This is a genomic window from Aquabacterium sp. OR-4, assembly GCF_025290835.2.
In the GTDB taxonomy this organism is placed as follows: Bacteria; Pseudomonadota; Gammaproteobacteria; order Burkholderiales; family Burkholderiaceae_C; genus Pseudaquabacterium.
Genome location: NZ_JAOCQD020000001.1, coordinates 2,580,871 through 2,593,099, shown reverse-complemented (window position 1 = coordinate 2,593,099; position 12,229 = coordinate 2,580,871). Strand labels below are relative to the sequence as shown.

Genomic DNA, 12,229 nt, shown 5'->3' with positions numbered 1-12,229 from the left:
GGTGCTCAGTTGACGTGCCGCGCCTGCCCGGCCCAGTAGGGCGCGCGCAGCACTTTCTTGTCGATCTTGCCCACCGCGGTGCGCGGCATCTCGGCCACGAAGTCGATCTGCTTGGGCACCATCACGCTGCCCTTCTTCTGGCGCACCAGCTCGGTCAGCTGCGCGGCCAGCTCGGTGTCGGGCAGGGTCACGCCGGCGCGGCGCTGCACCACGGCCGTGACCGCCTCGCCCCACTTGGCATCGGGCACGCCGATCACCGCCACCATGGCCACCGCGGGGTGGCTGGAGAGCACGTCCTCGACATCGCGCGGGTACACGTTGAAGCCGCCCGAGACGATCAGGTCCTTCTTGCGGTCGACGATGAAGTAGTGGCCCTCGGGCGAGGCGCGCGCCATGTCGCCGGTGTGCAGCCAGCCGTGCTTGAGCGTGGCGGCGCTGAGCTCGGGCTGGTTGAGGTAGTGCTTCATCACCTGCGGGCCGCGCACGCACAGCTCGCCCACGTCGCCCGGGGCCACGGGGTCGTCGTGGTCGTCGAGCAGGGCCACGGTGCTGTGCGTGGTGGCATTGCCGCAGCTGGCAAACAGCTCGGGGCGCTTGACATCGTGGTCGGCGCGCTTCAGGAAGGTGATCGGGTAGCCCTCGGTTTGGCCGTAGAGCTGCGCAAACTTCGGGCCGATGCGCTCCAGCCCCTCCATCAGGCGCGTGGGCGACATCGGGCTGGCGCCGTAGATCAGCGATTCGAGGCTGGTGAGATCGGTGCCGGCCAGCTCGGGCTGGTCGAGCAGCATGTAGATCATGGTGGGCACCAGCAGCGTCAGGTTGATGCGCTCGCGCTCGATGGTGTGCAGCAGCTGGCCGGGGTGGAAGCCCTGCATCAGCCGCACCGTGCCGCCGCGCATCAGCGTGGGCTGCACCAGGGTGCCGGCCACATGGGTGATGGGCGCGGCGGCCAGGTAATGCGGGCAGGCCGGCAGCTCGAAATCGGTGATCACGTCCAGCAGCATGGCGGCGCAGCCGGCCTGGTCGCGCACCGCGCCCTTGCTGCGCCCGGTGGTGCCGCCGGTGTAGTTGATGGTGGCGATGTCGTTGGCCAGCGAGATGTCGCGCATGCCGGTGTGGCCCACGCGCTGCGCGGCGGCCAGCAGATCGATGCCACGCGCCACATCGCCCGCCGGGCCCAGGGTGTAGACCTGCTGCAGCTGCGGGCAGCCGGCCACCAGCGCCGCGGCGCGCTCGCCAAAGGCTTTGGCATCCACCACCAGCACCTCGGCTTCAAAGTCCTGCAGCTGGAACAGGTGGTCGTCCAGGCTGCCGAGCTGGTGCAGCCAGGTGGTGCACATGGCGCTGGCCTGGGCGGCGGCGCCGGCACACCAGGCTTCCATGCGGTTGCCGGCCAGCAAGGCCACGCGCGTGGCATGCGGCAGCGCGGCGCCGGAGTAGACGGTCTGCATGCGGCCGATCAGCTCGGACAGGCCGCGGTAGCTGATCTGCCCGCCGTCCCACACGAAGGCGGTGCGGTCGGCATGGCGGTGCAGGGCGCGCTGCAGCAGGGCGCTGACCGTGGGGCCGGTGTGGATGATGACTTCGGGCGGAATGCCGACGAGGGCTGGCTTCATGGCGTGTCTCCCTGGGGTCAAGAGTCTGGGCAGGCCGGTTCAGGCGCTGGCATCGTGGTACTCGGCGGCCAATTCGGCTATCAGGTCTGCCACCGAGGGCAGCGCATGCACGCCCGAGACGCTGTGGCCCGCACTCCACACGTCGCGCCAGCGGCGCGGGGCGTCGCCGGGCGGGTCTTGCGGGTGGGCGCGGCCGCCGAACATCTGCGCCGCGGTCTCGGGCGTGACGGTTTCGTCCAGGCGCGCGGGGTCGAGCCCGGCGCGGCGGATCGACGGCGCCAGCATGCTGGTGGGCAGGCCGGTGAAGGCGCGGGTGAGCAGCACGTCGTCGGCGCTGGCCGCCACCAGCATCTGCTGGTAGTCGGGCTCGGCCAGGCTTTCGTGCGTGGCGATGAAGCGCGTGCCGGCATAGCCCAGGTCAGCGCCCAGCACGCAGGCGGCGCGCAGCGCCACGCCATCGCTGATGCCGCCGGCCAGTGCGATCAGGCCGCCATAGCCCTCGCGGCGCAGCGCGCGCACGAAGGCCAGCGGGTTCAGCCAGCCGGTCTGGCCGCCGGCCCCGGCGCTCAGCAGCACCAGGCCGTCCACCCCGGCGTTGATGGCCTTGTGCGCATGGGCCAGCGTGGCCACATCGGCCAGCACGCTGCAGCCCATGCCTTGCAGCGCCGGCAGCACCGGCGCCGGCGAGCCCACGCTGGTGATCACCAGCTCGGGGCCATGGCGCAGCAGGCAGGCCAGGTCGTCGGCCAGGCGCGGCGAGCGCATGATCAGGTTGGCGCACCAGGGCGCGGCCTGCGGCTGCCCGGCCAGGCGACGGCGCAGCGTGCCCAGCCAGGTGTCGAGCTCGGCGGTGCTGCGCGCATTGGCGGTGGGAAAGGCGCCGACCACGCCGGCCGCACAGGCCGCCGCCACCAGATCGACGCCCGAGACGCGCAGCATCGGCGCGGCCACCAGCGGCAGGCGCAGGCGCTGCAGCCAGGCAGGGCGCGCGGGGGCAGGGGCGGGGGTGGGCGGCACGGCTGGCGCTCCGGTCGGGCGGTGCGCTGCATGCTAGGCCGGGCGCTGCGGCCGGGCCATCGTCCAAAGCGACGGATCGGCGCCAGGTGCGGGGGCAGGGCCGCCATGTGCCCGCGCCGCAGGTTCATTCACAACGTGTCAGGCGTCCAGCAAAAACTCCGCCTGCGCCAGCACCTGGCCGTTGACCCGCAGATCCACCGCATGCGCGCCCGGGTGGTAGCGCCGCACCGTCACCGGCCGAAACGAGTGGCGCTTGTCGAGCTGGCGCTGCTCGCCCGGTGCCAGGTCGATCACCCAGCCCTTGAACACCTTGGCCGTGCGCTGGCCATCGGCCTTGGCGTGGTGCACCGCGTAGTCGATCACCAGGTGCTGCGGCCGCGGCGCGGTGCTGGCCAGCGTGATGCCCAGCGTGATCGCCTCGCCCACGCGGATGCGCGCCGGCGCCACGGCCAGCGCGGCGCGGCCGCGCAAGGGCTCGGCCTGGCCCCAGGCCGCCAGCACCGCGGCGTCACCGGCCTTGATCAGGCTGCGGCTGGCGTGGCGCAGCAGCGCGCGGCGCTCGGGCGGGGCGCCGGGCAGGTGCTCGGCCAGCCAGCCGGCTACCCGGGCGGGGTGGTCCTTGGCGATGTCGTTGAGGTGATTGGCCACGCTGCGGCGCACGTACTCGCTGGGGTCGTCCTGCAGTGCGCGCAGCAGCGCCAGCGTGGGCGTGGGGTCGGCCACCAGGGCCTGCAGGCGCAGGCCCCAGGGCAGGCGCGGCCGCGAGCCCTCGCTGACCAGGCGCCGCACATGGGCGCTGGGGTGATGCAGCCACTGCGCCAGCGTGTCGAACACCAGCGCCGGATGGCGCACGATGAACGGCCGGATCGCAAACTCGGCGGTGAAGCGCTGGGTGATGGCCTGCAGCGCCTGCAGCGCGCGCTGCGGTTCGTCGATCCCCTGGCGGGCCACGAACTCGCCCACCGGCCACAGGATCCAGCCCGACAGGCCAGCCGCCGCGGTGCCGGCCCAGCCTTCCTGCAGCGCCTCGGGTGATTCCACCACCGGTGCCAGCGCAGCCTCGATCACCGTGGCCGCCGCGCCAAAGTCGGCCGGCAGCGTGGCTTGCAGTGCGTCGGCAATCTGCATCGCCCGGGCCTTCATCTCCAGCGCCTCCAGGCCCTGGCAGGCCAGCGCCTGGAAACCTGCGGCGTCAAAACCGGGCCAGGCGCGCTGCAGGTGGGCGCCGGCCTCGGCCACGCGGTCGGGGTTGATCAGGTTCTTGAAGGGTTCGGCCATGTGCGGGCTTGTACCGCATGCGCTGTCGGCGCCGGCGCCAGCGGCGAAGTCAGGGCTGGCTGCGCACCTCGCCGATCAGCTGCAGCCCGTCGTCCAAGCGGTCGAGCAAGCGGTTTTGCTTGTCCGTCACGTTCTTGAGCAGACCGTCGACGTGTTCGACCACCAAGGTGCGCGCGGCCTTGGCGCCGTCGTCCTGGCTGTCCAGGCTGGTGCTGGAAATGGTCTCGACCAGCGCACGCCGGAACTTCAGCAGGCCGCGCAGGCAAGCCACGATGGCGTCGTTGAGCGGGCGGATCAGGTCAGACTTGCTGGCCGGCAGGCTGGCGGCGTCGCGCAGCGTGCTTCTGGCGCTGGACAGGTGCACGGTGTAGTGCTCGTCGGCCAGCGCGCGCAGCTTGGCGGGTGCGGCCGGGGCACTGGCCACGGCGGCATGCGCCTGCGCCGCCTTGGTCAGCTGAGCCGGCAGGCCCGACAACTGCTCGGCCAACTGCTCGGCATGGCCGCGGGTGTCGCGCAGGTATTGCTCGCGCAGCCGATCGTTCACGCGGCGCAGACCCAGCGACTTGTCGGGCCCCATGTCGCCGAGCGCTTCGCGAGCGCGTTCGCGCTCGCCGCTGCCCAGCGTGGTGTCATCGACACGGCGCTGCAACTCGGCGCGGCGCAGCAGGTTGCTGTCGAGCTTGCGCCCCATGCCGAACAGGGCCAGCGACTGGGCCGACTGGATCACGGCACTCGGATCGGCGCTGTAAGACTTGAGGTACCAGTTGCCCACATCGTCTTTGGCCAGCACGGTGTTGGTGGCGCCACCGCCCGAGACTGTGACGCGGTTGATGTTCTGCCAGAACAGCTTTTCGGCGTTTTCCTTGGCGTCGCGGGTGATCTGCTGGTAGTTGGAATGGTCGTCCCAGGCGTCAGGCTTGACGTAGCGAAGGTAGTCGGTGAGCAGGTTTTTGTAGGGCGACTCAGGCCCGTCGGCCAGCGCGGTGGACGAGTACACGCTTTTCAGGTAGTCGGCCGCGGGGCGCAGAAAGGTGCTGGCCTGGCGCGCTTCATAGGCTTGTTCGATGGCCTGGGCCAGGTTGGCGGCGCGCTGGGTCTCGCCGCTGGCCGTGGCCTCGATGCGTTGATGGCGCAGGGCGGCGATCACCTGGTCCAGCACCTCACGCGGCGTGCTGCTGCTGGTGCCCTTGGCATCCAGGGTGATACGCGCCGGTGGCGTGAGGCGCGACATGCTATTCACGGCCTCCTGGAGCTGCTTCTGGGTCTCGCCGCTGGCCTTGGCGGCGCTGGTCTTGATCTCGTCGATCAGCAGGCGGTGCAGGCCGGCTGCGTCGCGCACCGCCTGCTGGCTGGCCTTGTCGATCACGGCCTGGCGATGTTCCAGGGCAATGCTGCGCAGTTGCTCGTGCCGCGGCAGCCGCGCTGCCAGCGCTTCGGCCCGTGCCTGGCTGGCTTGCTGCTGGGTCAGCAGATCGTCGCGCTGCGTACGCAACTGCGTGACCAGCTTCTCTGCCTCGTCGGCCCTGACTTTGGCCTGCATCGCCGCCTTTTGCTGGGCCGCCAGCGTGGTCTCCAGCGTGCTCAGAATGGCTTGGTAGACACCGGCCGGTGTCGTCGGCCGCTCGTCGATCGTCAGCGTGCTGGCCCGTTCACTGCTGAAGAAGCTTTGGGCCTGTTTGCGCCGCGCTGCAATGGGGTCAACGGCTGACTTGGGATCGTCCAGCGACCGCACGGCCTGGGCCAAGGCCTCGACCACGCTGTCGCGGCCGGTCTGCAGCAGCACTTCGGGCGTCTTGAGGGCGAAGGCCTCGAACTGCCGCTGCACCTGTTGCCGGTCGCGCCGCTCCTGGGCCAGCAGAGCGGCGTCGGACGGGGCGGGCAGGGCCTGCGTGATGCGGTTGGGCTGCGCGATGGTGCGCAGCACCGACTCGGTTGCGTAGACCTGATCGCTCGCCGCCTTGGCCGGTCCCTGCAGCGCTTGCAGGTCTTTCTCAGCCTGTTCCAGCTGCTGCCGGACTGCTTGCAGCGCGCTGTTGCCGGCGCTGTCGGCTTGGGCCAGGGTGTTCTGGCTGCGTTCCAGCTGCCGGAGGTCGGCCTGCATGCTCAGCAGCCAGGCATCGAAGGCCACGGCCGGCGACGGCGCGTAGACCTGGGCAGCGGCGAGCGCCTCGCCGCTGCCGCGCAGGCCCTGCTGCAGCTCATGCTGGCGGCGGCGGGTCAGGTCGTTGGCGTGCAGCAGCAAAGTGTTGCCGAGGGTTTGCAGGGTGGCCATGCGGCCCGCAAACTTGGCCAGCGTGGCGTCGTCCAGGCCGGAGATCTCGTCCTTGAGGACTCTCTGCGTCAGCGTGTTGGTGACCAGCAAGACCCGCTCGGCGAAGAACAGCAAGGACTCCTGCAACTGCATCACGGCGCGATCAACCTGTGGGTCGGATGGCTTGCCGTTGGCGCGCACCAGCGCGTCGCGGTAGCGCTGGGTCAGGGTGTCGATGCCGTCGCTCGGTCGCGCGGTTTCGAAGCCGCTGGCGTTGGCGCCCAGTGAGCCCACGTCGGCGTCGAGCTTGGCGACCTCTTCGCCCAGTTCAGTGCTGTCGATCAGGCTGCGCGCCAGGCCGTAGTTCAGCGCACTGTCGTCTTGCAGGTTGTCGCGGTAACTGGTGTCGACTGCCGGGGTTAGGGCCAGACGGGCGCGATCGGCCCGTCCCAGCTGTGGCAAGCGGATGTCCACCGCCTGCAGCAGCTCAGCCATCTGCAGGGGCAGCCGACGGCTCAGGGCCAGCATGTCACGGCTCATGCGTGGGTAGGGGTTGAGCGCTCCGCGGGCGCGTGCCGCCGTGTCGCCAACCAGGCTGCCAGGCTTCAGCTGCCACAGACGTAGCAGCTCCTTTGCAGCCGGCAGATCGGACACATCGGGGTGGATGCGGCTTTCCAGGTAGGCCGCCAGAAACGGCAGCTGCGTGGCAATGACGGCGGTTCTGGAAACGGCATCGATCGCCGCCGTTCGCGGCGCGGTGTGGGCCGTTCGCAGGATGGCCACTGCGGCCCGCAGCACCTCGCGCATGGCGGTGCGCGCCTCGCCATAGGCCTGGCCAATCTCGTTGACACGCCGGATGAAAGCGGGTTGCTGTGTGCCATGCAGGTGCCGGCTGTGCAGTGCCACCGGTGCCAGGCTGGCGATCAAGTCGAAACCTGCGTTCGAGCGGGCCACCTCCGTGCAGGCCTGCTGGCGGGCCAGTGCCGGCGGGCAATGGCCTTTGCGATCCTGCGGATACACCATGTAGGGTTCATCGCGATATGTCACGCTGGCACTTGGCACGGCCTCGCAGGACAGTTGGGCATCACCGCACAGGAATCGGCGGTAGGCTTGGGCAAAGGCGTTGTCGGGGCCCGCTTTGATGCTCTTGCCCAGCTCGCGGTCCTGTGTGTTGATCTCCAGCCGCTGCATGGCACGGCTCAGCCGCTGGTGGGCCTGGCGCAGGTCTTGGACGGCCGGGTCGCCCAGATCGTCGTAGCTCGATAGGGCACCGTTGACGAAGCGCGCCAGGCGGGCGGAGAGCTCGGCATCCGTGTACGAGGTCTTTCGGCGCAGATCTTCCTGCTCCTGCGGCGTCAGCGGGTCATGCAGGGTGTGGTGCCGGTAGGCGATTTCCAGATCGGTTCGCAGCGAGCTGAGCAGCGGCTTGGCAGCAATGGCCGTGGCGGCAAACTGCTGAATCTGGATCTCGGGCTCGTGGCTCAGCGGCCCCTTGTAGACATCAACGTCGATTTGAATGGCCGAGCACGCCGCCAGCAGCGTCGACGCTAGAAGGCCCAGCAGGGTGCCGGGCCAGGTGGTGCGGTTCATGGGTATTCCTTCCGGCCGGGACTACAGGCCAGCGGCGTCGAGCACCAGGCGCATGCCCTGTCGCATGTCGCGCGAGGCGGCCAGATCCTGCCAAAGCGCACGCTCGATCTCAGGCCCGCTTCCGGTGCCTTGCGTGGCCTGAGCCACCACGCCGAGTGCCTGATCCACCGCGGAGAAAAACTTCTCCGGGCTCGATCCCATCACCACCACCAGGCGGTGGTCGCGCGGCGCTTCACGGAAGCCTTCAGGCCCGAACATCACCAGCCGGCGCCCGCCCAGGGCGCCGCGTTCAAGCGGCTCCACGGTGGCCGCTGGGCGCCCACTGCCATTGCCGTCGCCGTCCTGTCCGATGCGGGCGGTGAGCGAGTCGACCAATTCAGCACGCACCCAGCCCGATGCGAAGCGGGTGAAGTTCAAGGCGCTGGCCTGGCCACGAACCCGGACGCGGTAAATGGTGGGTGGAACCTGGTCGCGGGGATCGAAAACGCCGAGGTAATAGACCTGATGGATCGCCGTGGTTGGCGCATGCGCCGCGCCAACCACGGCCAGCCCCAACGCGGTATTTCGGTCGCGCACCGTGCTGCAGGCGGACAGCCCCAAGATCAACAAGCCGGACACGACGCGAGTCATTGCCTTGCGCTGGGCTGCCGTGTGCCAGCGCCGCGCGCGTGTAGGCAGGGCACCGCCGCGGTCCGATCTGCAGGGCGTGGCAGTGAACATGGCGTTCCCCCGTATCTGCATGGATTGCAAACCCAGTCTATGAGCCATGTCCTGGCCACACCTCGTCAAGCCTGACGACGAACCTCGCACCAGCGTTTATGCACAATACAGGTGCATTTCAGGCCTCAAAGAAGTACGAATGCACTTGAGTGCCTTGGATTGGTGCGCTGAAACTGCACCAACTAAGGCATGCCAATTGCTTCTCGTGGTGCATCGTCAGACCGCCGTGGTGCATCAGGCCCCGAGGCGGCGCATGTTTCTCGTCTTGGAGACTTCCCCATGGAGCAGATCAAGCAGGGCAGCGATGCCCTGTTCATTCTTCTGGGCGCCATCATGGTGCTCGCCATGCACGCCGGTTTTGCCTTTCTCGAGCTGGGCACGGTGCGCAAGAAGAACCAGGTGAACGCGCTGGTCAAGATCCTGGTCGACTTTGCGGTCAGCACCATCGCGTACTTCTTTGTCGGCTACCTGGTGGCCTATGGCACCAGCTTCATGGTGGGCGCCGAGACGCTGGCGGCCAAGAACGGCTACGAGCTGGTGAAGTTCTTCTTCCTGCTCACCTTTGCGGCGGCCATTCCGGCCATCGTGTCGGGCGGCATTGCCGAGCGCGCGCGCTTCGGCCCGCAGCTGATCGCCACCGCGGTGCTGGTGGGTGCGGTGTACCCGCTGTTCGAGGGCGTGGTGTGGAACCAGCGCTTCGGCGTCCAGGCCTGGCTGAAGGCCAGCACCGGTGCCGAGTTTCATGACTTCGCCGGCAGCGTGGTGGTGCATGCCGTGGGCGGCTGGATCGGCCTGGCCGCGGTGCTGCTGCTGGGCGCGCGCGCCGGCCGCTACCGCAAGGACGGCTTCATCAGCGCGCACCCGCCCAGCAGCATCCCGTTTCTGGCACTGGGGGCCTGGATCCTGGCGGTGGGTTGGTTCGGCTTCAACGTGATGAGCGCGCAGACCATCGACAAGATCTCGGGCCTGGTGGCCGTGAACTCGCTGATGGCCATGGTGGGCGGCACCCTGGTGGCCGTGCTGATGGGCAAGAACGACCCCGGCTTTGCCTACAACGGCCCGCTGGCCGGCCTGGTGGCGGTGTGCGCCGGTTCCGACGTGATGCACCCGGCCGGCGCGCTGGTGGTGGGCGGCGTGGCCGGTGCCATCTTTGTGCTGATGTTCACCCTGACCCAGAACAAGTGGAAGATCGACGACGTGCTGGGCGTGTGGCCGCTGCACGGCCTGTGCGGCGCCTGGGGCGGCATCGCCTGCGGCATCTTCGGCCTGCCGGCGCTGGGCGGCCTGGGCGGGGTGAGCTTCATGGCCCAGCTGCTGGGCACGCTGATGGGTGTGGCCTGGGCACTGGCTGGCGGCCTGGTGGTGTATGGCGTGCTGAAGGTGGCGGTGGGCCTGCGGCTCACGGCCGAAGAAGAGTACGAAGGCGCCGACCTGTCGATCCACCGCATCGGCGCCACGCCCGACCGCGAAGTGAGCTGGTAAGCCGCGCGGCAGGCGCAGGCCGCTGGCCGGCGCTGCCGAGCGGTGGCGTGTGCGGGGACGGACGCGGTGACTTGCGCGGTGGCGTACGCGCTGGTGAAGTCAACAAAGCGGCCTGCGGGCCGCTTTTTCTTTGGCGCTGGCGCCGCTGCCGTTCAGCGCGGCCCGTGGGCGCGGCGCAGCAGCGCCTGCGACCGGCTGGGCGCCTGCGCCACCAGGCCGACCAGCGCGGCCGCGCCGGCCAGGGCCAGGGCGCCGTGCAGCGCCACCAGCGTGCGCGGGCCGAAGGCCTCGAGCGCCAGGCCGAAGCCCAGCAGGGCCAGGGCCGACAAGGCCAGCGCCTGCGCGGCCGATGGCGCATGGTCGGCCTGGGCCCCGGATGCCACGGCCTGGGGCCCGGCCGGCGTGGACCGGAACCCGACTGACGTGGGCGTGGGCGTGGGCGTAGCCGTGGCCGGACCGTCACCGGCCAGGCGCAGCCGCCAGGCCAGGCCCCAGGCCAGGCCATGCAGCACCGCGGCTGCGGCCAGGCCCTGGCGCCCCGGCCAGGCCAGGGCCAGGCCCCCCAGCACCAGCAGGCCGGCCACGCCGCGCTGCAGCCGGGCCGCGGGCAGGCTGCGCAGCAGGGGCCAGGGCAGGGCCGGCAACAGCATGGCGGCCAGGTGCTGGGCGGCGGTGCTGGCGGCCTGCTCGGCGAGGCTGCCGTTGCCGCTGCCGCACCAGGCGGCCATCCAGGGCAGGGCGGCCATCATCGGCAGCATGGCCAGTGCGGCGGCCTGCGGCGCCCACTGCAGCGGCTGGCGCAGTGCGGCCCGGTGCGGCACCGGCCAGGCGCAATCGAACAGGCCGCTGCGGCAGGCGGTGGCCGTTTGCCCGGCCAGACCCGCCAGGCCGGCCAAGGCCAGGCCGGCCAGCGGCAGGGCCCAGGCCATGCGCGCCAGCGTGGCGGCGGTGTCGGCGCCGGCCGCGTCGGCCCACAGCCCGCCGGCCAGCAGCGCACCGCCGGCCGCCGCCAGCGTGGGCGCTGCGGGGCGGCTGCCGGCGTGGCGGGGGGTGGCCGCGGCGGCCTCGGCGCGGGCCAGGCGCAGCCCGCGCACGGCGGTGGCCGCCAGCGCCAGCAGCGCGCTCCAGGCCAGGGCCAGCACGCTGGTCGTGGCCCAGATGGGCGCTGCAGTCAGGGCTGGTAGCGCAGGCAGGGTGGGCAGGATGGCCATGCCAGCCAGGCACGCCGCCTGGGGCCACGCGGCCTGGCTGCCCGTGGCCGCCTGCGCCGCCACCATTGCCACGGTGCCGGCCAACAGCAGCGCCAGGGCCTGGGCCTGGCGCGGCAGCGGCCGCCGGCCCAGTGCGGCCATGGCCACCGCGGTGCCCAGCAGCCACACCGCCGGCAGCAGCAGGCCGCCCGCGTGCAGCGGCATCGCATGCCGGCCCAGCGCAGCCAGGCCCAGCCAGCCGCCGATCAGCAGCGCCCAGGCCAGCACGCGGCCGGCCGCCAGGGCGGCGTTGGCGCGGTGCAGTGGCTGAAGCGCTCGATTCGGCATCGCACTGGACGCTGCAACGTGGTGCTAGGCCAGTGTCTGCGCCGGGGCGCCGGCCACGGCCGGGCTGGCCCATTCGGGCGGCCAGCGCAGCTGGTGCCCGGTGTCGGCGTGCAGGCGGGCGATGTCGTCCTCGCAGTCGACATCGACGCGGTAGCGGCGGTTGTCGGTGTCGAACCAGTGCACGGCCGCGGGGTGGGCGGCGCGCCATTGCCGGCAGCCCACATTGGCATCGCCGGCCAGGATCTGCTGGCGCACGCTGGCCGAGAAGGCCACCGGGTTGCCGGGCTCGCCAGCCACGCGCGGCACCACCACCTCGGTGCCCGGTGCGCGCTTCTTGTAGGCGCCGACCACGGCGTTGATGTCGCCAGCGTTGATCAGCGGCTGGTCGGCCAGGGCCACCACCACCACATCGATCTTGTCGGACAGCGCGGCCAGGCCGGCGCGCAGCGACGACACCTGCCCGTCCTCGGGCCGCGGGTTGCGCAGCAAGCTCACCGGAAAGGCCTGCACCGCCGGCTCGATGGCGTCGGCATGGTGGCCCAGCACCACCACCAGCTCATCCACGCCCGCGCCTGACAGCGCCACCACCTGGCGCGTGATCAGCGGCACGCCGCCCAGCTGCAGCAGGCTCTTGGGCCGGCGGCCGAAACGCGCGCCTTCACCGGCAGCCAGCAGCACCGCGCCCACCACCAGCCGGCTGTACAGGCCGCCGCCGCCCTTGAGGATGCAGCCCATGC

Annotated in this window: 8 protein-coding genes; 1 reads left to right on the top strand and 7 read right to left on the bottom strand. The window is 70.9% G+C overall.

The features are described 5' to 3' along the window. Positions 1–5: 5 nt before the first annotated feature. The 5 genes from N4G63_RS11140 to N4G63_RS11120 form a co-directional block, all read right to left on the bottom strand. Positions 6–1,616 carry an AMP-binding protein gene (locus N4G63_RS11140; RefSeq protein WP_260788489.1) on the bottom strand — a complete coding sequence of 537 codons (1,611 nt, stop codon included), beginning with the start codon at positions 1,614–1,616 and terminating at the stop codon, positions 6–8. A gap of 39 nt (positions 1,617–1,655) precedes the next feature. Then, complete coding sequence (locus N4G63_RS11135) at positions 1,656–2,633, bottom strand: NAD(P)H-dependent flavin oxidoreductase (protein WP_260788488.1); 978 nt, start codon at positions 2,631–2,633, stop codon at positions 1,656–1,658. A 138-nt stretch (positions 2,634–2,771) separates the two neighbouring features. Next, positions 2,772–3,911 (bottom strand): DNA alkylation repair protein, encoded by a 1,140-nt coding sequence (locus N4G63_RS11130; RefSeq protein WP_260788487.1) that lies wholly within the window; start codon positions 3,909–3,911, stop codon positions 2,772–2,774. Between the two features lie 49 nt (positions 3,912–3,960). Continuing rightward, the gene (locus N4G63_RS11125) at positions 3,961–7,752 is read right to left on the bottom strand and encodes a hypothetical protein (protein ID WP_314599677.1); all 3,792 of its coding nucleotides are present in this window, start codon (positions 7,750–7,752) and stop codon (positions 3,961–3,963) included. Between the two features lie 21 nt (positions 7,753–7,773). Next, positions 7,774–8,472: a hypothetical protein gene (locus N4G63_RS11120; protein ID WP_314599676.1), complete on the bottom strand. Its 699-nt coding sequence runs from the start codon at positions 8,470–8,472 to the stop codon at positions 7,774–7,776. A gap of 279 nt (positions 8,473–8,751) precedes the next feature. On the opposite strand from N4G63_RS11120, the gene N4G63_RS11115 reads away from it, so the two are divergent. Next, entirely contained in the window at positions 8,752–9,954 is a 1,203-nt protein-coding gene (locus tag N4G63_RS11115) for an ammonium transporter (RefSeq protein WP_260788483.1), read from the top strand. A 152-nt stretch (positions 9,955–10,106) separates the two neighbouring features. Here the strand turns inward: N4G63_RS11115 and N4G63_RS11110 are convergent, their stop codons facing one another. Together N4G63_RS11110 and N4G63_RS11105 are read right to left on the bottom strand one after the other, a co-directional pair. Further along, positions 10,107–11,492, bottom strand: coding sequence for a hypothetical protein (locus N4G63_RS11110; protein WP_314599675.1), 1,386 nt, complete (start codon positions 11,490–11,492; stop codon positions 10,107–10,109). 24 nt (positions 11,493–11,516) lie between these two features. After that, positions 11,517–12,227 (bottom strand): nucleotidyltransferase family protein, encoded by a 711-nt coding sequence (locus N4G63_RS11105; RefSeq protein ID WP_260788481.1) that lies wholly within the window; start codon positions 12,225–12,227, stop codon positions 11,517–11,519. Positions 12,228–12,229 lie beyond the last annotated feature (2 nt).

Bases quoted from the DNA above. Each gene is read 5' to 3' on its own strand.
- N4G63_RS11140 (WP_260788489.1), bottom strand. From the start codon at position 1,616: ATGAAGCCAGCCCTCGTCGGCATTCCGCCCGAAGTCATCATCCACACC.
- N4G63_RS11120 (WP_314599676.1), bottom strand. From the start codon at position 8,472: ATGTTCACTGCCACGCCCTGCAGATCGGACCGCGGCGGTGCCCTGCCT.
- N4G63_RS11125 (WP_314599677.1), bottom strand. From the start codon at position 7,752: ATGAACCGCACCACCTGGCCCGGCACCCTGCTGGGCCTTCTAGCGTCG.
- N4G63_RS11105 (WP_260788481.1), bottom strand. From the start codon at position 12,227: ATGGGCTGCATCCTCAAGGGCGGCGGCGGCCTGTACAGCCGGCTGGTG.
- N4G63_RS11110 (WP_314599675.1), bottom strand. From the start codon at position 11,492: ATGCCGAATCGAGCGCTTCAGCCACTGCACCGCGCCAACGCCGCCCTG.
- N4G63_RS11130 (WP_260788487.1), bottom strand. From the start codon at position 3,911: ATGGCCGAACCCTTCAAGAACCTGATCAACCCCGACCGCGTGGCCGAG.
- N4G63_RS11115 (WP_260788483.1), top strand. From the start codon at position 8,752: ATGGAGCAGATCAAGCAGGGCAGCGATGCCCTGTTCATTCTTCTGGGC.